The 25,535-nt window shown below is 41.5% G+C and carries 22 protein-coding genes, 1 pseudogene and 1 riboswitch; of the genes and pseudogenes, 15 read left to right on the top strand and 8 right to left on the bottom strand.

From position 1 onward, the window contains the following. Positions 1-590 precede the first annotated feature (590 nt). Together N1I87_RS16200 and N1I87_RS16205 are read left to right on the top strand one after the other, a co-directional pair. A complete protein-coding gene (locus N1I87_RS16200) occupies positions 591-1,760 on the top strand; it encodes an MFS transporter (protein WP_341102889.1) in 1,170 nt (389 codons plus the stop codon). Between the two features lie 370 nt (positions 1,761-2,130). Then, positions 2,131-3,690 carry an IS1182 family transposase gene (locus N1I87_RS16205; RefSeq protein ID WP_270584763.1) on the top strand — a complete coding sequence of 520 codons (1,560 nt, stop codon included), beginning with the start codon at positions 2,131-2,133 and terminating at the stop codon, positions 3,688-3,690. 352 nt (positions 3,691-4,042) lie between these two features. Here N1I87_RS16205 and N1I87_RS16210 read toward each other — a convergent pair whose 3' ends face one another. Continuing rightward, positions 4,043-4,816: a hypothetical protein gene (locus N1I87_RS16210; protein WP_341102891.1), complete on the bottom strand. Its 774-nt coding sequence runs from the start codon at positions 4,814-4,816 to the stop codon at positions 4,043-4,045. 298 nt (positions 4,817-5,114) lie between these two features. Here N1I87_RS16210 and mgtE point away from each other — a divergent pair. The 3 genes and pseudogenes from mgtE to N1I87_RS16225 all read left to right on the top strand — a co-directional run bounded on the left by mgtE (position 5,115) and on the right by N1I87_RS16225 (position 9,901). Next, positions 5,115-6,473: pseudogene (mgtE, locus tag N1I87_RS16215) on the top strand (magnesium transporter). 294 nt (positions 6,474-6,767) lie between these two features. Continuing rightward, complete coding sequence (locus N1I87_RS16220) at positions 6,768-8,081, top strand: hemolysin family protein (RefSeq protein WP_341102893.1); 1,314 nt, start codon at positions 6,768-6,770, stop codon at positions 8,079-8,081. 461 nt (positions 8,082-8,542) lie between these two features. Beyond that, positions 8,543-9,901 (top strand): hemolysin family protein, encoded by a 1,359-nt coding sequence (locus tag N1I87_RS16225; protein WP_341102895.1) that lies wholly within the window; start codon positions 8,543-8,545, stop codon positions 9,899-9,901. A 151-nt stretch (positions 9,902-10,052) separates the two neighbouring features. Here the strand turns inward: N1I87_RS16225 and N1I87_RS16230 are convergent, their stop codons facing one another. Further along, positions 10,053-10,196 carry an Lmo0850 family protein gene (locus N1I87_RS16230; protein ID WP_004439410.1) on the bottom strand — a complete coding sequence of 48 codons (144 nt, stop codon included), beginning with the start codon at positions 10,194-10,196 and terminating at the stop codon, positions 10,053-10,055. Between the two features lie 392 nt (positions 10,197-10,588). Between N1I87_RS16230 and cls the strand changes: the two genes are divergently transcribed. Both cls and N1I87_RS16240 read left to right on the top strand, forming a co-directional pair. Continuing rightward, positions 10,589-12,040: a cardiolipin synthase gene (gene cls / locus N1I87_RS16235; protein WP_048624552.1), complete on the top strand. Its 1,452-nt coding sequence runs from the start codon at positions 10,589-10,591 to the stop codon at positions 12,038-12,040. Positions 12,041-12,169: 129 nt separating this feature from the next. Next, positions 12,170-12,352, top strand: a complete 183-nt coding sequence (locus N1I87_RS16240) for an SE1832 family protein (protein ID WP_327798239.1) — start codon at positions 12,170-12,172, stop codon at positions 12,350-12,352. Positions 12,353-12,384: 32 nt separating this feature from the next. Here the strand turns inward: N1I87_RS16240 and N1I87_RS16245 are convergent, their stop codons facing one another. Further along, entirely contained in the window at positions 12,385-12,954 is a 570-nt protein-coding gene (locus N1I87_RS16245; protein ID WP_004439420.1) for an FAD-dependent oxidoreductase, read from the bottom strand. Between the two features lie 448 nt (positions 12,955-13,402). Here N1I87_RS16245 and N1I87_RS16250 point away from each other — a divergent pair, with 448 nt between their 5' ends. Both N1I87_RS16250 and N1I87_RS16255 read left to right on the top strand, forming a co-directional pair. Further along, on the top strand, positions 13,403-14,737 hold the full coding sequence (locus tag N1I87_RS16250) for a hemolysin family protein (RefSeq protein ID WP_341102898.1): 1,335 nt from the start codon (positions 13,403-13,405) through the stop codon (positions 14,735-14,737). A gap of 185 nt (positions 14,738-14,922) precedes the next feature. Then, the gene (locus N1I87_RS16255; RefSeq protein WP_341102899.1) at positions 14,923-16,203 is read left to right on the top strand and encodes an ArsB/NhaD family transporter; all 1,281 of its coding nucleotides are present in this window, start codon (positions 14,923-14,925) and stop codon (positions 16,201-16,203) included. A 147-nt stretch (positions 16,204-16,350) separates the two neighbouring features. Here the strand turns inward: N1I87_RS16255 and N1I87_RS16260 are convergent, their stop codons facing one another. The 3 genes from N1I87_RS16260 to N1I87_RS16270 form a co-directional block, all read right to left on the bottom strand. After that, a complete protein-coding gene (locus tag N1I87_RS16260) occupies positions 16,351-16,494 on the bottom strand; it encodes a YvrJ family protein (protein ID WP_004439428.1) in 144 nt (47 codons plus the stop codon). A gap of 90 nt (positions 16,495-16,584) precedes the next feature. Then, the gene (locus N1I87_RS16265) at positions 16,585-16,803 is read right to left on the bottom strand and encodes a DUF2922 domain-containing protein (protein WP_341102900.1); all 219 of its coding nucleotides are present in this window, start codon (positions 16,801-16,803) and stop codon (positions 16,585-16,587) included. Positions 16,804-16,824: 21 nt separating this feature from the next. Continuing rightward, positions 16,825-17,040: a DUF1659 domain-containing protein gene (locus N1I87_RS16270; RefSeq protein WP_328202897.1), complete on the bottom strand. Its 216-nt coding sequence runs from the start codon at positions 17,038-17,040 to the stop codon at positions 16,825-16,827. A gap of 226 nt (positions 17,041-17,266) precedes the next feature. After that, positions 17,267-17,376: riboswitch (TPP riboswitch) on the top strand. Between the two features lie 139 nt (positions 17,377-17,515). Between N1I87_RS16270 and N1I87_RS16275 the strand changes: the two genes are divergently transcribed. From N1I87_RS16275 to N1I87_RS16290, 4 genes are read left to right on the top strand one after another with little or no spacing between them, the layout of a single operon-like run. Continuing rightward, the gene (locus N1I87_RS16275; RefSeq protein WP_341102903.1) at positions 17,516-18,526 is read left to right on the top strand and encodes an ABC transporter substrate-binding protein; all 1,011 of its coding nucleotides are present in this window, start codon (positions 17,516-17,518) and stop codon (positions 18,524-18,526) included. Beyond that, positions 18,523-18,813: an MTH1187 family thiamine-binding protein gene (locus tag N1I87_RS16280; protein WP_328202904.1), complete on the top strand. Its 291-nt coding sequence runs from the start codon at positions 18,523-18,525 to the stop codon at positions 18,811-18,813. Before N1I87_RS16275 ends, N1I87_RS16280 begins: the two co-directional genes overlap by 4 nt. Then, on the top strand, positions 18,810-19,577 hold the full coding sequence (locus N1I87_RS16285; RefSeq protein WP_341102906.1) for an ABC transporter permease: 768 nt from the start codon (positions 18,810-18,812) through the stop codon (positions 19,575-19,577). The genes N1I87_RS16280 and N1I87_RS16285 overlap by 4 nt, the downstream gene beginning before the upstream one ends. Next, a complete protein-coding gene (locus N1I87_RS16290) occupies positions 19,574-20,323 on the top strand; it encodes an ABC transporter ATP-binding protein (RefSeq protein ID WP_341102908.1) in 750 nt (249 codons plus the stop codon). Before N1I87_RS16285 ends, N1I87_RS16290 begins: the two co-directional genes overlap by 4 nt. Positions 20,324-20,511: 188 nt before the next feature. On the opposite strand, the gene N1I87_RS16295 is transcribed toward N1I87_RS16290, so the two are convergent. Continuing rightward, positions 20,512-20,652: a ribbon-helix-helix protein, CopG family gene (locus N1I87_RS16295; protein WP_003352379.1), complete on the bottom strand. Its 141-nt coding sequence runs from the start codon at positions 20,650-20,652 to the stop codon at positions 20,512-20,514. Between the two features lie 87 nt (positions 20,653-20,739). On the opposite strand from N1I87_RS16295, the gene N1I87_RS16300 reads away from it, so the two are divergent. Continuing rightward, positions 20,740-21,852 carry an RNA-guided endonuclease TnpB family protein gene (locus N1I87_RS16300; protein WP_003353982.1) on the top strand — a complete coding sequence of 371 codons (1,113 nt, stop codon included), beginning with the start codon at positions 20,740-20,742 and terminating at the stop codon, positions 21,850-21,852. 362 nt (positions 21,853-22,214) lie between these two features. On the opposite strand, the gene N1I87_RS16305 is transcribed toward N1I87_RS16300, so the two are convergent. After that, a protein-coding gene (locus tag N1I87_RS16305) for an IS630-like element ISBs2 family transposase (protein ID WP_015374552.1) occupies positions 22,215-23,259 on the bottom strand; the annotation gives its coding sequence in 2 pieces (ribosomal slippage) (positions 22,215-22,754 and positions 22,756-23,259; 1,044 coding nt in all). A gap of 130 nt (positions 23,260-23,389) precedes the next feature. Here N1I87_RS16305 and N1I87_RS16310 point away from each other — a divergent pair. After that, a complete protein-coding gene (locus N1I87_RS16310) occupies positions 23,390-25,534 on the top strand; it encodes a carbon starvation CstA family protein (RefSeq protein ID WP_341102910.1) in 2,145 nt (714 codons plus the stop codon). Position 25,535: the final 1 nt, after the last annotated feature.

Raw genomic sequence — 25,535 nt, forward strand, 5'->3', positions numbered from 1 at the left:
ACGGTAAGCCACACACAAGAACCCTTTACGCTTCCCTTCGTTCCGAAGGTGTCCGTTCTAGCTATATTCTATCCTATTAGTTGGCTATCGCCAACCAAAATTCATCCCCCACTTATCGTTGGGCTACGCCCTTCTCACGCTTGAAGTGGGAGACTTCTTTCGGAATATCTGTTAAAAAGAACAGCCCATGAATGCAAAAATAATGGAAACAAATAAGCCTTTTGATTTTTTTATCATTGACAAAATATAACCTTGACGTTAACGTTAAATGTAAATTGATGCCATATTGGATGAATACATGATTTTTTACAAGGAATAAACGGCAAAAAACGATCTTGGGCAACATCATTCCGAGTATCATTCAGGTGCCGGAAAGGACGTGAAAAAAGAAGCTGTTTGTTTTTCGGCAAAAAAGGAGGCTTGTTTTTTCCCGCATGCGTTTCGTTTCAAAAAACGATGGAACAAGCAAGTGCAAACGTCTGGCCACTCTCAATGAAAAACGAGCGAGCGAACGAGTGAGTCGACCTAAAAACGAGCCTGATTTTGTTTGGTCCATCGTTTTAAACCAATACAGAAAGGAAGGATTTTTCATGGAAGAAAGAAACTTTGCACGCGCGCGATTGATTACCGTATTTGCGTCATTTTTAGCGTTTATGGGGATAGGAGTTGTGGACCCGATCCTGCCGGTTATTGCCGAGCAAATCGGGGCTTCTCATTGGCAAGTAGAAATGCTGTTTACCGCCTATATTTTCATCATGTCCGTTATGATGATTCCCGCTGGCATTTTGGCCAGCCGCGCCGGAGATAAAAGGCTTATGGTTGCTGGTCTTATCGTGGTAACGATTTTTTCATTGTTATGCGGACTTTCCCAAAATATCCCGGAATTGTCCATTTTCCGAGGTGGCTGGGGACTTGGCAATTCGATGTTTTTCGCTACCGCTATGACATTATTAATCGCTCTGTCCGACGATGCCCAAAAAGCGGTTGGTTTATATGAGGCCGCCATCGGTTTAGGTATGGCCGGCGGTCCTTTAGTGGGCGGTCTGCTTGGGGATTTTTCCTGGCGGTTTCCTTTCATTGCGACCGGCATTTTGATTTTTACTGCGTTTTTGCTTGTGACGTTCTTTGTATTTGAACCGTCGTCTAAACAAACGCGTAAACCGGCCGGATTGAAAGACCTTAAAAACTTGTTTACGTTCCCGCCTTTTTTGATTGCCTCGCTTTCGGGAATGCTCTATTATTATGGATTTTTCGTTGTTCTGGCTTATACGCCGCTTACTCTTGGACTTTCAGCCATTCAAATCGGCTTGGTGTTTTGTGGATGGGGGCTTTTCCTTGCATACGGATCTGCCGGTTTAGCTCACAAATTAGAAGAAAAATATTCTCCAAAACAAATTTTGCCGTTTAGTTTACTTGTTTTTGCAATGTTAGTCGGGGCCTTATTCTTTGTGCATTCCAGCATCGCATTGATTACCATCGTCATCGTCTCCGGTTTAGCATGCGGGTTAAACAACGCCTTGTTTACAAGCTACGTGGTGGAAGTATCTCCTTATGAACGTGGGGTTACATCCGGTACTTACAATTGCATCCGCTGGATCGGGGCAGCCGTTGCTCCTGTGTTGTCAGGATATCTAGGAGAATCCATTTCTGCCCACACGCCATTTATCATTGCCTGTACCCTTGCGATTATTTCCATCTTGTTAATGATGATTAAGCCAAAGCAAGCAAAAGTTTCTGTCCGCAAAACCATCGCCAAATAATCAAGTTCGCATGCGTTGCTTAGTGTATACGAAAACTCCACCGAAAAAGGATCTGCTATAAAAGAGGGTGTCCCAAAAGTATAGCTTTTAGGGACACCCATTTTTTGTGAATGGTTCTTTGAACCTGGTCTGTTGATTTCCGTTCCAGGCGCTTCGCTTTCCGCGGGCGTGCCGGGGAGCCTCCTCGTCGCTTACGCTCCTGCGGGGTCTCCCCTGTCCCGTACTCCCGCAGGAGTCTTCGCGCCTTCCACTCCAATCAACAGAGTGAAAAATTAATCTTGAAACTCTGTACAAAAAAATAAAGAAAATCGTTCTTTTTTGGTATAATTTAGTCACTACAACCAATCTACCGGAAAGGAACGATTTTCTTATGTACATAAATTATACCACGACAGGACAATTAGTTCTACCAATGGATATAGAAGTTCTAATCCCCGAACATCATCTTTGCCGAATTGTGGATTTGGCAGTAGAAAAGATGAATCCAAACATCCTTCTTTCTCTTCATCCTGGTGGCGGCCGCCCGCCTTACCATCCCAAAATGATGTTAAAAATTATCCTTTATGCCTACGTCAATCGAATTTATTCTTCCCGGCAAATTGCTAAACAACTGGGAGAAAACATTTATTTTATGTGGCTTTCGGGAAACCAAAAACCTGATTTTCGTACAATCAATCGATTTCGCTCCAATCGTATGAAGGATGTCATTTATGAAACCTTCTTCGGAATTGTGGATCTTTTATGCCAGGAGGGGTTAGTAAAGCTTGAAGATTATTATTTTGATGGAACGAAAATTGAAGCTAACGCTAATCGATATACTTTTGTTTGGAGGAAGGCGACCGAAAAGTTCGATACAAAGCTGGATGAGAAATACAAACAGATCGTCTTATCGATTGAGGAAGTAATGAAAGAAGATGAGCAAGCTGAAAAAGAAATGGATTTTCAAGAAAAATTGGAGGCAGCTCCTGTTACCTCCGAGAAAATCCAAGAGACCATCAAAAAGGTAGAGAAAAAATTAGAACAGGAACCTACAAATCGAACCCTGAAAAAAGCAAAACGACAATTGGAAAAGGATCTTTTGCCCAGAAAGCAAAAATATGAAGAACAAAAAGCAACATTTGGCGACCGAAACAGCTATTCAAAAACGGATAAAGATGCCACTTTCATGCGCATGAAAGAAGACCACATGAAGAACGGTCAATTAAAGGCTGGTTACAATGTACAAATCGGAACGGAAGGACAATTTATCACAGGGTTCAGTCTACATCAACGTGCCGGAGATCCCGGCTGCCTAATTCCTCACTTTGAATTAATGAAAAAGTATAATCGGCCAAAACCAAAGACACTCATTGCCGATTCTGGTTATGGTAGCGAAGAAAACTATGATTATTGTGAAAAGGAAGAAATGGAAGCACTGGTTAAATACAACACATTCGATAAGGAACAAACAAAAGCTTGGAAAAATCAAATCGGTAAATTGGAGAACATGACTTATGACGAGGAATTAGACGAATGGATCTGTGCAAATAATAAACGACTTACCTTTAGTTACGAAAGAAAACGGAAATCAGAAAATGGGTATGAATCGGTGAAACGAACTTACATGTGCACAGACTGCTATGGATGCCCTTTTCAATCTTCTTGTGCAAAAGGAAAGAACACAAAAAGCATCAGTGTTTCCATGAAGAATCAGAAGCAGCGCCAAGAAGTCCGTGAAAGATTAACCTCGGAGGAAGCGAAAAAGAAGTATAGACAACGAAAAATAGAAGTGGAGCCAGTATTTGCTCAAATTAAGCACAACAGCCACTTCCAACGATTTACATTAAGAGGCCTTTCCAAAACAACGGTGGAATGGGGTCTTATTTGTGTTGCCCACAATTTGAAAAAGTGGGCAACATACACTGAAAAACAACAAAAAGTGAGGGAATAAAACAGGGGAATGATCTTCTGTGCACGAATTACAACCAATAATATCCAATAAATCATTCTAAAGAAAAAGGCTGAGCCCTAAAAAGTCGATTTTATCGACCTTTTGGGACACCCTCTTTTACACTCATTTAGGAGAACGCATATTTTTCCGTCAGAAAATACTAGCAGTTCAGATCTTTTTTCGTCTTAAGGAGAATTCGGAGCTCTTTCCAGTATTGGCTTTCACCATTCTATTGCTCTACTGTCTTGGCCAAAACATCATTTGGCCATGGTGGTTCACAAAGATCGCAAGCCAAGTGCTGCTTAACCTTCGTCTGGTATACAGAGTTCCTTCGTTTGTTTTGTCGGCTTCTCTATTTAAATAAAGCGCTCCATTCCCGCATTTTTTTATCATAGACCAGCTGCCCGTCCGGAGTCTCTCCCGTTTTATCCAAATAGTCATCCACCATTTCATCCATATTGATATAATCCCCTATGACCCAAACGGGAATTTCAATTTTATGTCGAGTTTGATTCGCTCTAGATATGGAGATGACCATGCCTTCTTTCATCTTGTCTTTGAAGGAAGCGATCACATCCCTCGGAACCGAAGGAAATTCTCTCCCTCTTTTCAGATTAAACAGCCCCTTTTCTCCTCTTATATGGCTCATTTTCAAAGCAATCACATGTCCGAGCATATAATAAAAATCGGTTAAAAATCGATAATAGGTTTTATTGAACCAGCCATCATCATGGGATAAATATACGTAGCGGTTATTCAGTTTGCTGTAAAAAGGACCGCTTAAATGCTGTTTGCTGTGCCCTAAATAAAGGAGCTCGGCGATTTCCTGCCCCTCCAATTCATTCAACCCGTCCGTGTCTTCAAAGTCAAGCCAGCAAAAGTCGCCATATTCATACACATCTTCTTTCAGCAGCCGATCCAAATTGTCTTTTTCCACATAATCTAAAAGAGTGTGCATGTTAAAATCGCTGTAGTCAAAGTTATGCTTCAAAAGTAAAACATTATTCAGTTCCTTGGGGAGACATTTTACAAACTCGCGGAACTCAATTCCATATGACATCGTATATTGATGAACCGCATTTAAATGAATATAAATAAGCTCCTTCATAATCCCATGATTTCTCAATCTTATGACCTCCGAATCTTCCCAATCTCCTTTTTCCATCCGATACACATATTCTCATTACTATTTTAGCAAAACTAGGTGAAAAGACGTATGATAAAATATGATTGAAGCAATAAAAATTCGTTCTGTCATTAGATTTATTCTATTTCTATCGTGATTTGGAATATAGGCCATTCTTCCTCCTCATTTCATCACGCCGGAGAACAGAAAGAGCCGGGAATTCCAAAACATACGACTCCATTTTTTATGTTTCGATTTATAATAATAAGGACTTAGCCCATTAAAGGAGGGAATGACGGTGATTCAAAATTTGACAGAAGATCAAATGACGCTTCTTGTCATTAAAGCCTTAAAAGAAGGGAAAAAAACAGACTTTCAAAAGCTTTTGGAAGAATTGCATCCCTACGATATGGCTACGATCTATAAAAATTTACCGGAAAAACATAAACTGCGTTTTCTTTTACAGCTAAACATTCCCGTCCTAACCGATATGATTCAAGAGCTGGGTCATGAAGAACAGCTTGAAGTTTTGAAAAAGCTCGGGAGAGAAAAATCACGGAAGGTCTTAGACGATATGGACAACGACGACCTTGCGTCCTTGCTCGACGACATGTCTCCCGAAAGAATCAAATCGTTTTTGTCCGGAATGAAAAAAGAAGAGTCCACCATCATTAAAAACATGATGAATTATCCTTCTGAAACGGCCGGCCGTCTCATGACGAACCGTTTCGTATGGATTCGCAATTATTATACGGTGAGAGAAGCCGTAGATAAGTTAAAGACGTTTGCAGAATATGCTGAGACCATCAACTATTTATACGTAATTGACGAAAACCGAAAACTGGTGGGCGTTGTTTCCTACCGCGATCTTCTTCTCGCTGATATAAACGCCAAAATCAAGGATATCATGTATGAGCGTGTCATTTCAGTATCCGTTCTAACCGACCAAGAAGAAATTGCCAGGCTCATTGAACGTTACGACTTTTTGGCGATACCGGTTGTCGACGAAGAAGGAGTTTTGCAAGGAATCGTCACGTTCGACGACATTATCGACGTTGTCATACAAGAAGCGAATGAAGACATTGAAAAACTTTCCGCTTCAGGGAAAGCGATCGATTTTGATACAAAAGCGCCTGTAGCGGCCTTTCGACGGCTTCCATGGCTGATCTTGCTGCTGTTTATCGGCCTCGTTTCCGGAAGCATCATTTCAGGATTCCAAGCAACATTGCAAAAAGTAGTCGCTTTAGCTTTTTTCATGCCTATGATTGCAGGCATGACCGGAAATACAGGAACACAATCATTGGCAGTGGTGGTGAGGGGCCTTGCTTCTAAAGACATTAATATGAAAACAGCTTTAAAATTAGTCGGACGTGAATTCGTTGTCGGCGTCATTATCGGTGCGATTTGTTCTATTCTTTTGTTTGCGATCGCTTTTTTCTGGCAAGGAAGCGCCATTCTCGGATTGGTGGTCAGCCTCTCCATTCTTCTCACGCTCATCATTGGAACTTTGGCCGGAACGGTGATCCCTCTGATCTTGTACTAATTAAAAGTTGACCCGGCAGTAGCATCCGGTCCGCTGATTACGACCATTAACGATATTTTTTCACTTCTCATTTATTTTACGATCGCTTCCTGGTTCCTGGATCGGTTAATTTAATAAACAGGTGTGAAAGTTTGCTATTTGGGAAAGATAAAGAGAACCTTTATATAGAGCTCTCGTTACTCTATATTTTTCCATTAATCGATGGAGTTTACCAATTTGGTGCTCTCACTGCTGATCTAAATCGGAATTATGATACAATAGGACAATAGATATAGACATGAAAATTATTATAGGAGGTGTGGGAGGCTATTTTCAAAAAGAGCCGATCTTCCCTATGTTAATGGCTTCCGTTGGATCGGAACGCTAAGATTCAAGAGGTGGATCGCCCTCAGGAACTAGCCTCACGCTTTGATTACTGTCAAAATCATAGCTATTCTTGCGCTAATCGCTTTCGCAGCGTTTTTCGTAGTAGCAGAATTTTCCATCGTAAAAGTGCGATCCTCTAGAATTGATCAACTCGTATCAGAAGGAAACAACAAAGCAGTGGCCGTAAAACGTATTATTACCCATATGGATTCCTATTTATCCGCCACTCAATTAGGGATTACCATTACCTCTTTAGGACTTGGTTGGCTTGGAGAGCCTACAGTAAAGGCTCTCATCCATCCATTGTTCCGCGCGATGCATTTGCCAAACAACATCGCTCATGTGCTTTCGTTTTTGATTTCTTTTTCCGTTATCACGTTTTTAAGCGTGGTTTTAGGAGAACTTGCTCCTAAATCAGTAGCCATTCAAAAAGCCGAAGCGATTACGCTGGCGATTGCAAAGCCATTGATCGGTTTTTATCGGGTGATGTTCCCTTTTATATGGGTATTAAATCAATCCGCACGGCTTGTTACTCATTTATTTGGTTTAAAGCCTGCGACCGAAACCGACATCGCTCACTCTGAAGAAGAATTGAGGATCATTTTGTCAGAAAGCTATAAAAGCGGTGAAATCAACCAATCGGAATACCGATATGTCAATAAAATTTTTGAATTCGACAACCGCCTGGCAAAAGAAATTATGGTGCCGCGGATGGAAATTGTCAGTTTTGATCAATCCGATACGTTAGAGGATATTTTAGAAACGATTTTAGCGGAAAAGTATACCCGATATCCGATTACGGACGGAGACAAAGATAACATTATCGGCATGATTAACATGAAGGAAGTATTGACAGACTGTGTGTCTAATTTAAACAATAAGAAAAAGCCGCTTATACACTATGTCAAGCCGATCATCCGCGTCATAGAAACGATCCCTGTTCAGAGCCTTTTGGTAAAAATGCAAAAGGAAAGGACGCATATGGCCGTCCTTCTGGATGAATACGGCGGCACTGCCGGAATTGTAACAGTTGAAGATATCCTAGAAGAAATCGTAGGCGAAATTCGGGACGAGTTTGATACAGACGAGGTTCCTCTTATCCGCAAAATTGGAGATAACCATTACCTCTTAGATGCCAAAGTGCTGATCGAAGACGTGAACGATCTTCTCGGAACCGCTTTGGATGAAGAAGATGTTGATACTATCGGAGGATGGCTCCTCACACAAAAATATGATTTAGCCGAAGGAGATATTATTGAATATCTTCCGTACCAATTTAAGATTGCAGAAATGGACGGACACCATATTTTGTATGTAGAAATTTCTAAAGTCAGCACCGCTCCCTCAAGGGTTTAACTTTTCATCAGACTTTAAGCATCCATGCCTCTCCATCCTTTCAAAGGCGAAGATGCTTAAAGTCGCTCATTTCACCATTCTCCTCTCTCCAATGAGTTCATAGGCGATAATCCCCTGTTTTCAAAAAGACTCCAATACTTTTTTAGATAAAAGTGTATAAATCTTGAAAACCATCTTAAGATGACTTAGAATAAAACCATTTTCCCCGCCATAAAATAGGGAAATAAAGCCTCCAATTGACGGGAGTTCAAGTATTTTTTATAATATTGTTAATTTAAACACGAATTTGGGGTGATAAAATGGGACATTGATGCTTTTTTTCTTGACGTCCGTTCACCTGTTTATTTCGACTTAAGAACTATTTGTTATTCACAATAAAGAAAAAATATAACAATAAAGCCATTCAAATACTTTAGGAGGTGACTCCTTACTCGCCATCTTAGCGAGATAAGGAAATTTATTTGGACATATTTAGTCTGGTTCTTGTCGTTATGTTAATTGCAATAACGGCGTTTTTCGTAGCTTCTGAATTTGCCATTGTAAAGATTAGAAGCTCGCGGATCGACCAATTGATTGAGGAAGGCAGCAAACGAGCCGTTGCCGCCAAAACTCTCATTACGCACCTGGATGAATATTTGTCGGCTTGCCAATTGGGAATTACGATTACCGCACTTGGGCTTGGATGGTTAGGCGAACCTGCTGTAGGCCGCATGCTTCACCCGATATTTGAAAGCATGAATTTAGCCGATTCCGTTCAACACATTTTGTCAGTGGGAATTGCTTTTGCTCTGATTACCTTCATCCACGTAGTGGTAGGAGAATTAGCGCCAAAGTCATTCGCCATTCAAAAAGCAGAAGCTATCACTCTATTTGTGGCGCAGCCGCTCATTTGGTTTTATCGGATCATGTTCCCATTTATATGGTTGTTAAACGGTTCATCCCGACTCGTAACGAGAATCTTTGGTTTAAATCCGACATCAGAAAGTGAACTGGCCCATTCGGAAGAAGAACTGCGCATTCTTCTTTCTGAAAGCTATAAAAGCGGCGAAATCAACCAGTCCGAATATAAATATGTCAACAACATTTTTGAATTCGGTGATCGAATTGCAAAAGAGATAATGGTTCCCCGTACCGAAATCATTTCTCTTTCCAAAGATGAAACAATAGAATCCTTTATAAAGACCGTCAAAGAAGAAAAATTTACCCGTTACCCTATTATTGATGGGGATAAAGACCACATTATCGGACTAGTAAACTTAAAAGAAATCCTTACAGATTACGTGCAAAACCAAGAAAACATCCAACAAACGCTCGAATCCTATGTCCGCCCCATTATAAGAGTGATCGATACCATTCCTATTCATGATTTGTTAATCAAAATGCAAAAGGAACAAATCCATATGGCCGTTTTAATGGATGAGTACGGAGGAACGGCGGGTTTGGTTACGGTAGAAGACATTCTTGAGGAAATTGTCGGCGAAATTCGCGACGAATTTGATTTGGATGAAGTTCCCTTGATTCGGAAGATCAACGAGCATCATTTTATATTGGATGCGAAGGTGCTGGTCAGCGAAGTAAATGATCTGCTTGGACTAGAAATTGAAGAAGAAGATGTAGACACGATTGGCGGCTGGGTTTTGACGAAAAACTATGATGCCAGCCAAGGGGATGTTATTTTTTATGAAAACTATGAATTTCGTATTTTAGATATGGAGGATCACCATATCAAATATATTGAAGTTCTAAGAAAGGAATCACCTGAAGAGCAAATAGCACCGGCCAAACAAATTTCGCTCGCGGAAAATGAAGCCATCTCTTAACGAAAAAGGCGCCAGGAATTCATCCCGGTGCCTTTTTCACGATTCTTACGGTGTCTTTACCCTGAATTCTCAGGCAACGAATGACCTTCAACATACCATTCAATCATAAGGTGGATTTTTTATACGCGCATACTAAACTATGTAAACACCTTTACAACTTTACAATTCCTCTGATATCTTTATATCCTTGTAGAGCTCGGAACAAATCCAAGCGAGACTTCGTTTTCGTTACTTTAACGCCCAAACTGGAAAGCTGGTTGATTACTCTTGCGATCCGCTCACTGTCCTTCACCACAACAGACACCTCTTCTTTTGAAGTTTATACTTTTTCTACGAATCAAACGGCAAACAGTTTCATCTTTTTTTTGAAAAAATATTGACCTTTATCTCCTCTTCTTAACAGCCCATCATCCCTCCCCCATCCTTGCATTTAAAGCGGCGGTCCTCTTGCAAACCATGATAGTACAGTTTCCTTAATAAATTCTTATCATTTAATGAAAAATCATCGAATCCTTTCCTAAACAAAAAGAAAAATAAGGTATCGTTATAGCAAACAAAGGAATATACTGATAAAATATGCTAAGTATAAAGTGTCCCCTTCTTTATACAAGATGGCTGCTGCTATTTCCATTTAAAACAGGGATGAAGAATAACCAATTCAATAGCTGGAAGTTGGCGGGGATGAATATGGAAATATTGGCAATTTTATTAATTCTCTTGTTTCTTCTGAATATCCTTTTTGCTGGCGTCATTATTTTCTTGGAAAGGAAGGAACCAAGCGCTACGTGGGGATGGCTGTTAGTATTGTTTTTTATCCCTCTCGTAGGATTTATTCTGTATTTAATCTTTGGACAAAATTTAACAAGACGCCGATTGTTTGATTGGGATGATATTAAAAAAATCGGGATAGAAAAAATGATTGACCAGCAAATCGCTGCTTTAAAAGAAGACCGATTTGATTTTCGCGATCCACATGCCGCAAAAAACCGCGATTTAATTTACATGCATCTTATCAACAATGACGCGGTGCTCACTCAAGACAACGATATAGACATATTTGTTGACGGCCAAGAAAAATTTGAGGCATTACTAAAAGACATCGCCAAAGCAAAAGACCACATTCATCTTCAATATTACATTTTCCGTGCCGATCACATCGGAAAACAGCTGATTCAGCTTTTAACAAAAAAAGCGAAAGAAGGAGTCGAAGTTAGAATTCTTTATGATGCAATGGGGTCTAGGCGGTTGTCGAAAAGATCATTCCGTCATTTAATAGCCGCCGGAGGCCGAGTGGAAGTGTTTTTCCCGTCCCGCATACCTTTAATTAATTTACGATTAAATTACCGCAATCATAGAAAATTGGTCATTATCGATGGGAAAATTGGGTATGTCGGCGGGTTTAACGTGGGGGATGAATACTTAGGATTGAATCCTAAATTTGGCTACTGGCGTGACACACATTTACGAATTACCGGAAAAGCAGTTCATGCGATTCAAACACGCTTCATCCTGGATTGGAATCAAGCGGCGCCGACACGCTACGATATCCAATATTCAGACCGGTATTTTCCGGAATCCCGTCCGGCCGGACAAATCCCCATTCAAATCGTGACAAGCGGTCCTGATTCGGAATGGGAAGCCATTAAAAACGGCTATATCAAAATGATTTCCAATGCCGAAAAATCAATCTACATTCAGACTCCTTATTTTATTCCTGATGCCAGTTTACTCGACGCTCTTAGAATCGCCGCTTTGTCTGGCAAAGACATTCGCATCATGATTCCTAACAAACCTGACCATATTTTTGTTTATTGGGCGACCCTTTCTTATATCGGGGAGCTATTGAAAGTTGGAGCAAAAGTCTACATTTACGAAAATGGCTTTATTCATGCTAAAACGATTATCGTAGACGAAAAGATCAGCTCCGTTGGAACAGCGAACATTGACGTCCGAAGTTTCCGGTTAAATTTCGAAGTCAATGCCTTTATTTATCATGAAGAAACAGCTCAAAACCTATCGGAATTTTTCAAGCAAGATTTAACGAAATGCCAAGAATTAACGATTGATCGTTATCAATTACGTCCTCTCAGAATTCGCTTTAAAGAATCGATTTCGCGGCTGCTCTCACCAATTTTATAAGGCTGTTGTTTTCTGTTGTCGTCCGCTTCCATCTCTGCCGTGTTTGGCCTATTTGATAAAAAAATAAAGATAGCAATCTCATCTCATTTTCTATATAATGGGAATAACGATTGATCGGGAGGGGCGACATTGAAACGGGCCGACATTGAATATGCCATAAAAGAAATCAAGATGGATTATATCCGCATTCAAGGCGATATAGAAAAACTGGAATCCACAGGCCAAAGCGTCTCCAATGCGGAAAAGATGTTAAAACAAATGGAAGACCAGCTTCAACATTTGAACGAACAGTTGTTAAAATGCGAAGAATGACAAAAAGTTGACCCCTAGTGGAGTCAACTTTTTTATTTCGACGATTTTAATACATCGTGGTCGACATAGCGCTCGCCGTTCATCTCGCTCAAGACATTAATCGCCACATTGGCTCCGTCGCCTGCAGTGATAATTGTATGAACGCTTGTCCCTGCCGCAACTCCGGCTGCCCAGACACCTTCCATGCTAGTCCGCCCTTGACCGTCCGTCTCAATGATCTGTTTGACGCGTGGTTCCGTTCCTGCTTTCACCTTTAATCCAAGCGTTTCGGCAATCTTCGTCAGCATTCCGGTAGCAATAATCAATTGTTTCGCTTCGTAGCGGCCTTTCTCTGTCACAATTTCAAAACCATTGTCTGTTTTCTTCACGTCTGTTACTTCCGCTTCCACCCATTCCGCACCAAATTTTTCTGATTGTTTTCGACCGATTTCTACTAAATCCGGTCCCGTTATTTCCGCAACACCGTAATGGTTTTCAATCCACGCTCTTTTGGTTACACTTTTCCCGTTATCAATAACCAACGTCCTTTTTCCGGCTTTGCTGGTAAAAAGAGCAGCACTTCCGCCGGCAGGACCTCCGCCGATAATGGCAATTTCAAACATGTTTTCATCCCCTTTTCCTTTCATTCCTCCATTTTTATTATGACATTGCCGGTGGTATTTTTCAAAATTTCTAAACTTTTCATCCGAACGAAAACGATTCCATTTTTTTTCGGGAAAATGGGTGTGGAAATGTTTTGTTTGCAGTCGAAAATTCCATACTAATGAAATAAACACTTATGGACTTTTTCTATCATCAATCGCTTACTTTTACGGAAATCAACGAGAAGATGATGGAGCCAAGCAGCACAAAATCGTTGGTTATACATGTTTCACCAATGCTTTCTCCAAACATGATCCCTTGCTGTCAGAGCCAATATTTATGACAAAAATCGTTCTACAGCAAGTTGGATGGTCCACACTGAATAATCATTCTATTGTACTTTTTGGAAAAGTTTGTGTATGTTCAAAGTAGACCTTGTATTTCTTACAGAAGAAAGGTGAATACGCATTGGATAGGATATGGACTTCCATGATCATCATTTTATTGCTCATTTTCATGAACGGAATTTTGTCCATGATGGAAACGGCCATTGTCGCTTTACGCAAATCGGAATTGGAAGAAAAAGCGAAATCAGGTGCAAAAAAAGCGAAGAGGGCCTTTCGGATAGCAAAAGAACCAAATCAGCTGTTATCTTCGATTCAAATTTGTCTGACCTTGATTGAGATGACGATTGGCGCCATCAGCAGCATATCTATTGCTAAAGAGCTTTCTCGCTGGCTTTTCGCCGTTTTCCCGTCTATGCCATATATCGATCTCATCAGTTATGCTCTCGTGATCGTTTTGATTGCATTGCTGATCGTTATTTTTGGAGAAATGGTTCCGAAAAGAGTCGCATTGAATCGTCCTGAAAAAACGGCTATTGCTCTTGCCAACGGAATGTATTGGCTAGCACTAATAACCAAACCGATTGTGCGCTGTTTTACTTTTCTGTCTCGTTTCGTTCTAAAGATGTTTCACATTCAATTGATGCCGGCCCGTTCAGTTACGGAAGAGGAAATTCGGCACATGATTGAACAAGGTGTATCAAGCGGAATCGTAGAAGAAGTAGAACATGAAATTGTGGAGCAAGTATTTAATTTAGGCGATTTGCGTTTAAATGATATTTTCACGCCCCGCACTCAGTTGACTTGGATCGACTTGGAAGATCCGTTAGAAATCAATTTGAGAAAAATCATTGAAGGAGGCCATTCCATTTATCCGGCAGGAAACGGAGATTTAGATAACTTTGCCGGAATGATCCACACGAAAGATTTGCTCACTCAAAGCTTGAGCCAAGAACCGATTGATTTACATAGCATATTAAGGCCCGCTCTTTTCCTCCCAGAACCAATGAAAGTGTATCATGCCTTGGAAGCGATGAAAAAAGAAGGCCGCAACGAGGCGATCGTCATTGATGAATACGGAGGAATTGAAGGGCTGATCACTCTCCATGACATTATGGAGGAACTGATTGGGGAGATTCCCGGGGAAGACGACCCCGATGAACCGAAAATTATAGAACGGGATGACCATACTTGGCTTGCTGATGGGCTTGTCAGCATAGAAGATTTTAAACGGTATTTTGATATCGAAGAGCTTCCTGATATTGAATCCAAAATCTCCTATCATACGATCGGCGGTTTTATGATTCTTTATTTAGGAAAAATTCCCGCCGTCAAAGATAAAATCGATATTGAACATTTGACACTGGAAGTCATCGATATGGACGATGTCCGTGTAGATAAAATTTTAATCACGAAAAAAACGGACGAACCGGATCATCAAACGGAAGATTTTTCATAAGTCATATAGAGAAAGGTTCTGCCTTTGGGTCAGGACCTCTTTATGTATACATAGACACGATGAAGTCCTATTTTCCCAAAAATAGAAAAATTCCGCACAAAATGAATTGTATTTTCAAATGCATAGGAGTAGTATTTTTATTATGGAAAGAATTTTGAAGAGTGGTTGAATAGGTGGGATATACGTTGAGCCAAGCAGCTATCATTGCATTGAGCATCTTTATCATTACCTATATTTTTATTATTCTAGAAAAAATTCATCGAACCATTGTTGCTATAATCGGCGGATTGTTGATGATTGTATTTGGCGTATTGACACAGGAGCAGGCCATTGATCATATTGATTTTAATACGATCGGATTGTTGATTGGCATGATGATCATAGTATCGATTGCCTCAGAGACAGGCTTGTTCCATTACATTGCCATTTGGTCGGCCAAAAAAGTGAAGGCAGATCCAATCAAATTGCTTATTATCCTTTCCTTGATTACAGCTTTCGGTTCCGCATTCTTGGACAATGTGACAACGGTGCTTTTAATCGTGCCGATGACTTTCAATATTACGAACCGCTTGAACATCAACCCGGTTCCTTATTTATTAGGAGAAGTGTTCGCTTCCAACATCGGCGGAACCGCCACATTAATCGGCGATCCGCCGAACATGATGATCGGAAGCGCCGTTAAGGAATTAACCTTTCTGTCCTTTATGAATAACTTAGCCCCCGTCTGTTTCCTTGTATTGCTCGTTACGATCGGCATTCTCGCCTTTTTATTTCGAAAACAGCTCACCACTTCGGCTGTTCTCAAAGAAAAGCTGCTCGCTTTGGATGAAAAAAAGGAAATAACCAATGCCGTACTTTTGAAAAAATGTTTGTCCGTCCTGCTTATCACGATTGTCAGCTTTTTTTCCCATCCGCTTCTGCATGTTGAAACAGCCGTGATCGCTCTGTTAGGAGCTTTCATACTGTTGTTATGGACGGGAGGAAAATATTTGGAATCAGCTTTGAAAAAGGTGGAGTGGACAACCCTTTTCTTCTTTATAGGACTGTTTGTCATTGTGGGCGGGCTGGTCGAAACAGGACTTATTTCCGCACTCGGCAAAAAGGCGATAGAAATAACCGGCGGGAATGTGACGATCGCATCGTTTTTGATTTTATGGCTAAGCGCGATTGTTTCGGCGTTTGTCGATAATATTCCTTTCGTTTCCACCATGATCCCGCTTGTCCAAACGATGGGCGATTTGGGAATTAAGAATCTCGAACCGCTGTGGTGGAGTTTATCTCTTGGTGCCTGTCTTGGCGGAAATGGTACGTTGATCGGCGCCAGCGCCAACTTAATCGTAGCCGGTCTTGCCGCCCAACTAGGCGTCAAAATCACCTTCACTTCATTTTTAAAAATCGGATTTCCGCTTATGCTTATTTCGATTCTTATCTCAAGCGTCTATATTTATCTTCGTTATTTATGGTAGACCGAAAGAGAAGCCGGCACATCTTTTCCTATCAAAACAGGAGGGTTCTGTTGTCTCTTTTGATGTCGTTGAAAGACAAGAGCCCCGGCCTCTACCAATAGATTCAAAGGCGCAGGGCTCTGCCATTGGAATGGAATCGGTTTAAGGCTAAGCTTTCATCCGCATCCGTTCGGGGAGGGTTTGAATCGAATGGATAACGTCATCCAGCTTCGTCTCTACACGATACAACAGATAAAATGTCACCACGATCGGAAACCCTACATCTTGGATGAATGAAAGTAATTGTTCCATTTTCCCCCTCCTATTCTTCGTCAATGTTCGGAAAGAATGATCCCGCATGAACCTATCATACGGGATCATTCATCATGGATGGACCGGAAATTACTCAAGTGAATAGTCAGTAGTATTACGTTCTACCAGTCGCGCACCTTGGATTCCAACCAATGAACCGTTTGACGTTTGGAAAATGTTAGCCGCGATGATGCTGGTCATGGCCATTTTCATCTCTGCAGGACTGAGCGTTTCTTTCGGACTGTCCACCGTAATGGACGCTGTTTTCCCAAGTTCCGTTTTAAACTGCAGTTCAAGCGTTTTAGCCATATTTCTCCCCTCCTTCATTCATTACAAAATGTCCAACTGATCACTGCGTTCGACTCTCACAAGCGGCTTATCCGACAACGAACCTAAAGCATTGGCAGCTTGGCTCAACTGATCCGGTGTCGCTTCCAACCGGATGTTGGAAAAAGTCTTCGCTTTATAAACCGGCTTTCCTTTTTCATCCAAACCATAATCGAACACCAACCGCAAACTCGATGCTCTCAAATTAGCTTCTGCCATGTTCTCCCCTCCTTTCACTCCTTATATAGAAAAAAATGACCGGACAAGACACCATGCAAGTAACTCTATCTCTCTAAAACTCTGAAAACTCAAAACGCGGCATATGCACTCTTCTGTTTAAACCCCTTGTCAAGAAAAGATTTTTCAGTCATACTAAAAAATAGAAAATGGAATAACGTAACCACAATCAGCGGAAAGTTGAATCTTGCGCTGATAGGTCCAAGATGAGAATTTGTAGGGGGGCCGGTAGTGCCGGCTGAGAAAGCATCCGCTAGATGCTGACCCTTCGAACCTGATCTGGTTGATGCCAGCGTAGGGAACATATTCTCAAACAGGTGGTTTTTTCTTGTTTGAAAATATGGCGTTCGGGATCAACCCGGACGCTTTTCTTTTGTTCCTATTTGCTTCCATGAAAAGATTGACTTCTACCTGATTGCGGTTCGACATCTTAAAAAATAGATTAGGAGGAACAAAAATGAAAAAATGGCTTCTTGCTCTGTCGGCTGTTTTTCTTCTTGCCGGCTGTGGCCAACAAGGGGGAAAAGATCAAACAGCCAAAAACACGAAAGGTGTAAAAAAAGTGTCTGTTGTACTTGACTGGACGCCCAACACGAACCACACCGGTCTTTACGTGGCGAAAGAAAAAGGATTTTTCCAAAAACACGGTCTTGATGTCACGATTTTGCAGCCTGGAGAAAGCGGACCGAATCAACTGGTAGCTTCCGGAAAAGCTCAATTTGGGATCAGCTCGCAAGAAGAGGTAACACAAGCGCGTGCTCAAGGAATTCCGCTCGTATCCATCGCAGCTGTGATCCAGCATAATACATCCGGATTTGCTTCTCCTGTAGCCAAGCATATCCAATCACCGAAAGACTTTGAAGGAAAAACATACGGCAGTTGGGGATCTCCTGTTGAAAAAGCGGTTATACAATCGATCATGCAGCTGCAAAAAGCTGATGTTAACAAAGTGAAATTTCTCAATATCGGTAATACCGACTTTTTAACCGCTGTAAAACGGGATGTTGACTTTGCCTGGATTTTTTACGGATGGGAAGGAATCGACGCCGAATTAAAAGGGGAAAAACTCAACATGTTGTATCTGAAGGATTTTTCCAAAAAACTAGATTACTACACCCCTGTCATCATCACGAACGAAAAACTGATTCAAACCCAGCCCGATATCGCCAAAAAATTTATGGCTGCTGTTTCTGAAGGCTATACGTATGCCATCGACCATCCAAAAGAAGCGGCCAATTTGTTGTTAAAAGGAGTTCCCGATTTGGATAAAAAGCTCGTCATGAAGAGCCAAGAATGGCTTTCCCCAAGATATCAAGATGATGCCCCGCGCTGGGGAGAGCAAAAGAAAGAAGTTTGGGAAAACTACACTGATTGGATGTACGACCATCACGTATTAGACAAGCGAATTGACGTCCAAAAAGCCTTCACAAATCAATTCTTGCCGAATGCAAAAGGAGGAGAAAAATGAGCAATTCATTAGTCAGTATTCAAATTATTCCCCATACTAAAAATGGAGAAGACGTAATCCCTTATGTGGATAAAGCGATAGAAGTGATAGCCGACTCAGGAGTGAAATATGAAGTCCATCCGCTGGAAACGACAATGGAAGGAAACTTGGAAGATTTACTTCCCATCATTCAAAAAATGAATGAAAAAATGGTGGAAGCAGGATGTCCAAGCGTCATTTCACAGGTGAAGATTTTATTTCGGCCAGATGGGATTACCATGGATGAATTGACGGAGAAATATCGATGAAACGCACTTTTTCAAAAGGAGGTCGCTCCGCTGCGATCCTCCTCCTTTTCTTAGCTGTCTGGGAAACGATAACCCGGCTCGTGAATATTCCCAACTGGCTGCTGCCCGCCCCTTCCGCCATTGTCAAAACTGGAGTGAAAGTTTTTCCGGATTTTCTTCCGCATTTTATCGCTACTGTAAAACTATCGTTAACCGGCTATTTGATCGGCTGCGGGTTTGGCTTTTTAGCTGCCGTTTGTCTTCATTTGCTGCCAAAACTTAAAGAAGCGGTATACCCGTTTCTGATTTTGTCTCAAAATATCCCGATTATTGTATTGGCGCCTCTGCTCGTGATCTGGTTTGGGTTTGGAATTCTTCCGAAAATCATTATAATTACTCTCTTTTGCTTTTTCCCAGTGGCCGTCGCTGCCCTGGACGGTTTCCGGCAAGTGCCGCATGAACTGAGGTATTATATGGAAATGGCAGGAGCTACGAAATCGCAATTATTCTTAAAACTGGAGCTTCCCGGAAGCCTTCCGTCCATATTTTCCGGATTAAAAATTTCCGCTGCCTACAGCGTAATGGGAGCAGTAGTTTCGGAATGGATAGGCGCTCAAGAAGGGATCGGCGTCTTCATGACGATTGCTTCCTCCTCTTTTCAAACGGAAAAAGTGTTTGTCGCGATATTTGTTATTATGGCATTGAGCCTCCTCTTCTTTCTTGCCATCGTCCTGTTGGAAAAGAGGCTGATGAAATGGCAGCCGAAAGGAGACGATAAAAGATGACCCACCTGGAAGTGAAACATGTATATAAAAGCTTTGAAAACAAGCCGGTTATCCAGGATCTCTCCTTTTCCCTCCAAAAAGGGGAATTTGTATCCATATTAGGGCCTTCGGGAAGCGGGAAAACCACTCTCTTTCATTTAATCGGAGGCATTATCGTGCCAGACAGCGGAGAGATTGTGTTGGACGGAAAAAACATCACCGGCCAAAAAGGACACGTAAGCTTTATGCCTCAACATCCTTCTCTCCTTCCATGGAGAAACTTGCTGGATAATGTGCTTCTTGGACAAGAGCTGACAGGAAAAAGAGAGGTAGAAAAAGCTAGAAGCATGCTGGCGGCAGCCGGTCTTGAAGGCCACGAGAAATCCTACCCCCATCAACTATCCGGTGGAATGCAGCAAAGAGCTTCTTTTTTGCGCGCTTTGATCAGTCCGCAATCGCTTATGTGTTTAGACGAACCCTTTTCGGCTTTAGATGAATTTACACGCTTGGAAATGCAAAAGTGGTTGATTTCGATTTGGGAGCAATACCGAAGAACGGTTTTGTTTATCACTCATAATATTGAAGAAGCGCTGTTTTTATCGGACCGAATTCTGATATTTTCCGAACGGCCGGCACGGATGCTGGCAGATATTTCCGTGCCATTTCCAAGACCGCGTCAGTCATCGCTTTTCTTGGAAAGAGAATTTTTTGATTGGAAAAGAAACATTTATGAAATTCTTCGAGGCGAAAAGACGACCGGATTTTGAGATCTCGATGGACGGAGAGTCCTTTCATAAAAGCGCCGAGCATTGCTATCCAACGAGGACAGCCTGTATGGCTGTTCTCGTTTTTTTAACGTCTTTCCGAAAGAAGTCTCCCATCCTCTAGGAATGTGAAGGTGCGAATAGCACCAATGAGTAGGTGGGAGATGAATTTCGGTTGGCTTTAGCCAAAGTTATTTTTCCAATCCCTTTCTCAACAATTCTAAGATTGCGGCTGTTCTAGTTGGAATCCCATTTTCTTTTTGATATTGCTCCAATTTTTCTAATATCGTCTTAGGCATACGAATTTCTACACGTTCTTTCTCTTCTCTCATGATTATCACCTCATATTGATTGTACGGATTTTTTACGGTATAATCAATATATACGAAATTTTTCCGCACAAAGTGAGGTGAATTGATATGGCCAAGCAAAACAAAGCTTTCAAGTTTCGTTTGTTACCAAACAAAGAACAATCCGCATTATTAGCTAAGACATTTGGTTGTGTTCGCTTTGTCTACAATAAGATGTTAGCTGAACGCAAAGAAACGTATGAAAAGTTCAAGGATGATAAAGAATTGCTTAAAAAGCAAAAGTTTCCGACCCCTGCAAAATATAAAAGTGAATTTCCATTCCTAAAAGAAGTGGATTCTTTAGCTTTGGCAAATGCACAAATGAACTTACAGACTGCTTATAAGAATTTCTTTGAAGGAAATGCGGATTTTCCAAAGTTCAAAAATCGTAAAGCAAAACAATCCTATACAACTAATATGGTCAACGGAAATATTAAGCTAGAAAATGGTCATATCAAACTGCCAAAAATCAAAAAGCCAATAAAAATGAAACAGCATAGAGAGATACCTGCTGATTATAAAATCAAATCTTGCACTATTTCTAAAACAAAGACAGGCAAATACTACATTTCAATTTTGACAGAATATGAGAAAGATATTCGTCCAGTTAAAATACAGAAAGTTGTTGGTTTGGATTTTGCTATGGATGGTCTATATGTCGAGAGTGAACAGGGTAAGAAAGCCAATTACCCACGTTACTATCGGCAAGCCTTAGATAAATTAGCAAAAGCACAACGAATTCTTTCTCGAAGAAAGAAAGGTTCTGCAAGATGGGAAAAACAACACCTGAAAGTGGCTAAGCTACATGAAAAGACAGCGAATCAGCGCAGAAACTTTCTTCATCATAAGTCAAAAGAATTAGCAACAAACTATGACGCTGTGATTATTGAGGACTTAGACATGAAAGGCATGTCTCAAGCCCTCAACTTTGGAAAAAGCGTTCATGATAACGGCTGGGGGATGTTCACTACTTTCTTAGCGTATAAGCTAAAAGAACAGGGGAAACAACTTGTGAAAATTGATAAGTGGTTTCCCTCCACTAAGAAGTGTTCATGTTGCGGCAAGGAAAAAGAAATGCCATTATCTGAACGTGTATATAAATGTTCTTGCGGCTTTGTATTAGATCGCGATCACAATTCAGCAATCAATATCAAAAATGAGGGATTACGCTTATTAGCATAAAGAATAATAACTTTCGGAACGAGAGGGTTAGCTCGGTCAATTTTCTGTCATTAGACGGGATTACCCGAGAAGCCCCCACTTCAATCAAACCGTAAGGTTGATAAGTGAAGGGTAGTTCACAACCATGGTGAATGGCCGCTTTTGATGGAAGAGTCAAATCAAATTTTTCCAATTATTTCGATACAGGTCATGGTGAAAACGAATTTCCTCGCCTTTTGATCTATCTATCCAAAGAACTATTTTCCTAATCTTACATAATATGGAACTGTTATAGAACAGAAGCAAAAAAACATGAAAAAATGAAAAATTTATCTGGAAGAAAAGAAACAAAAAAGTTAGAATATATAAGTTGAATTAAAGATTTACAACTGAACACACAAACGATCGATCGTTTGTTCTGGTTTCTGGTTGATTCGCTGAATAAAGGCTTGGACATTCTTTCTAATTTCTTGCACACTCGAATAGAACACGTTGTAAATCACGTCTGATTTCAGCCATTTCCATAGCCCTTCAATCAAGTTCAATTGCGGACTGTATGGTGGCAAAAAGACGAGCTCTAACCGATCTTCGTGTTCTTTTAAAAATGGCTGAATGAGTTTGGCATGGTGAATTCGAGCGTTATCTAAAATCATCACTATTTTGCCTGTGGGATAGCGTTCTAACACAAGTTGAAGAAATCGAAGAAATGTTTCCGCGTCATAGCGTTCTTCTTCGATGCAAAACACTTCCCCTGTTTCGTAGTTCAACGTGCCAATCAGCTTCAGCCCTTGATGTTTTCCAAACGTCGGAATGATTCGTTGTTTTCCTTTGACAAACCATGTTTTTTGAATCGCTTGGTAATCACGAATCATCGACTCATCTTGAAAGAGGACATGGGCGATGTTCCCATCTACCAGTTTTTTTTACTTCAGGGAAGGTGATTTCGACGAATTCTTTTTGTTTCTCTTCATCGGCATTGGCTAGTGTATAGGTCGGTTTCGTATAGCTTAGCCCTAACCGATGCAGAATGTCACTTGTTCCGCGAAGCGTGTATGTTGGCCCCCACTTTTGTTGAATGAGTTCAGCGATTATCGCAAGCGTCCAATTATATTTTGCTTCGAATCCCACATCTACGGGGAGCTGATGTTCAATGATCAAAGCCAGCTCTTTTTCCTGCTCAGGGGTCAATCGACGTGGGGCGCCAGGTGAGTATTTCATCTCCAGTCCATCAAGACCGCGCTGGGCGTAGGCATGAATATAGTTATAAATAGTTTTCTTGGATCGACCAATAATCGTTGCGATTTCTCCTTTGGTATATCCCTGCAAATGAAGATAAATCGCTTGGTAGCGTTCATATGCTCGTTTACTTTTTGCTTCTTTCATGGCAGTGGACAACTTTTCGATCTCGTCTTTGTGATTTGGCATCATATTTTCTCTCCGTTCCCCTATTTTCTCTTTGTATTTATTCGCCGTGGAACGGGAGAAAACCTTTATTTCAATTTATATATATTTAAAATTGAATATTTAAATTATTTTCTTTCTACAGGGAGGTACTTCTATGAAAAACGGAATTATTTCTATTATCATTTGGACGGCTGTTTCCATTTTAGGCGCATCGGCGCTAGCCATTCTCGCGCTAGCCAATAATGAAACCGTTTCCGCCGCTTGGATAGTGGTAGCCGCAGTATCCTGCTACGCCGTAGCTTATCGTTTTTACAGTAAATTTATTGCCAATAAAATCTTTGCGCTGAACGATCAGCGGGCAACTCCTGCTGAAATTCACAACGATGGAAAAGATTTTGTTCCGACCAACAAGTGGGTGCTGTTTGGCCACCATTTTGCAGCCATTGCAGGGGCCGGTCCTCTTGTAGGTCCGATTTTGGCAGCTCAAATGGGATATTTGCCGGGGATGCTTTGGATTATTATCGGTGTCGTGCTCGGTGGAGCTGTCCAAGATGCCGTGATTTTGATGGGGTCCATGCGTCGTGACGGAAAATCGCTTGGACAAATTGCCAAAGAAGAGGTAGGTCCGTTTGGCGGGCTAATTGCTTCTATCGGCGTTATTGCCATTATGATCATCCTCATCGCTGTTCTGGCGTTAGTTGTCGTGAAATCGCTTGTCAATTCGCCTTGGGGAGTTTTCACTATTGCTTCCACGATTCCAATCGCCATTTTGATGGGTCTCTACATGCGCTTCATCTCTTTATCATTCTTGTTTATATCCAGTCACTGTTACTTTATTTTGATGGGTCTCTACATGCGCTTCATCCGTCCGGGACGAGTGCTGGAAGGATCGCTGCTCGGAATCGTTCTGTTAATGTTGGCGCTTTGGGGCGGTCAGTTTGTGGCTGAGTCTCCTGTTTTAGCCAAAATGTTTACGTTTACAGCGCCTCAACTTGCCATCATGATTGGGATTTACGGTTTTATCGCTTCCATTTTGCCTGTATGGCTGCTGTTGGCGCCACGGGACTATTTGAGTTCTTTCCTGAAAATCGGAGTCATCGTACTATTGGCTGTCGGTATCATTGTCGTTCTTCCTGATTTGCAAATGCCTAAGGTGTCCCGTTTTATTGACGGCTCAGGTCCGGTCTTTGCAGGTAATTTGTTCCCGTTCTTATTTATTACCATCGCCTGCGGGGCAGTTTCCGGATTTCACGCTCTCGTTGCTTCGGGAACGACGCCTAAAATGATTGAAAAGGAATCCCATGCACGCACCATCGGATACGGAGCCATGCTGATGGAATCAGGGGTCGCCATTATGGCCTTGATCGCCGCCTGCGCTATCCATCCGGGACTATATTTTGCCATGAACGCTCCGGCTTCGGTGATCGGAACTGACGCTGCTCACGCCGCATCTGTCATCTCTTCATGGGGATTCCAAATCACCCCCGATGAAATTACGAATGCGGCTAAAGAAATTGGAGAAGCGACGATTATGTCTCGTACCGGAGGAGCGCCGACGCTGGCCGTGGGAATGGCCGAAATTTTTACGAATTTCCTTTCAGGGGCTAAAGCATTCTGGTATCACTTTGCCATTCTGTTTGAAGCGGTTTTCATTTTAACGACCATTGACGCAGGAACGAGAATCGGTCGTTTCATGCTGCAAGATTTTATCGGCAACTTTTATAAACCATTCGGGCGAACTGATCATTATTTGTACAATATCATTGCATCCGCACTGATTACGCTCTGTTGGGCTTATATTACGTATCAAGGAGCGATCGACCCATTCGGAGGAATCAACTCGCTTTGGGCGCTGTTTGGAATTTCCAACCAAATGCTTGCTGCGATCGCGCTGGCCGTGGGAACTACGTTAATTATTAAAATGGGCAAAGCCAAATACAGCTGGGTCACAATCGTGCCTTTCGTTTTCCTGTGCGTCACCACATTGGCTGCTGCCTTCATGAAGCTGTTCTCATCTGTACCGGCTATCGGCTTTTTGGCGCACGCAAAAATTTATCAAAAAGCCATTGACGCAGGTCAAGTACTAGCACCTGCCCCCAATATGGATGTCATGAAGCAGATTGTATTTAACGACCGGCTAGATGCTGTCATTACAGCAATCTTTATCGCTATCGTCATTCTATTGATTCTTGATTCCATCCGGGTATGGTACAGCATTATCATCAAAAAGCAAAAGATTGAATTGAGAGAAGCTCCGTTTGTTCAATCCAAATATTCGAACACTTCGATCGGAGGTTAAC

The organism is Bacillus sp. FSL W8-0102, from assembly GCF_038007225.1.
In the GTDB taxonomy this organism is placed as follows: domain Bacteria; phylum Bacillota; class Bacilli; order Bacillales; family DSM-4216; genus Bacillus_O; species Bacillus_O smithii.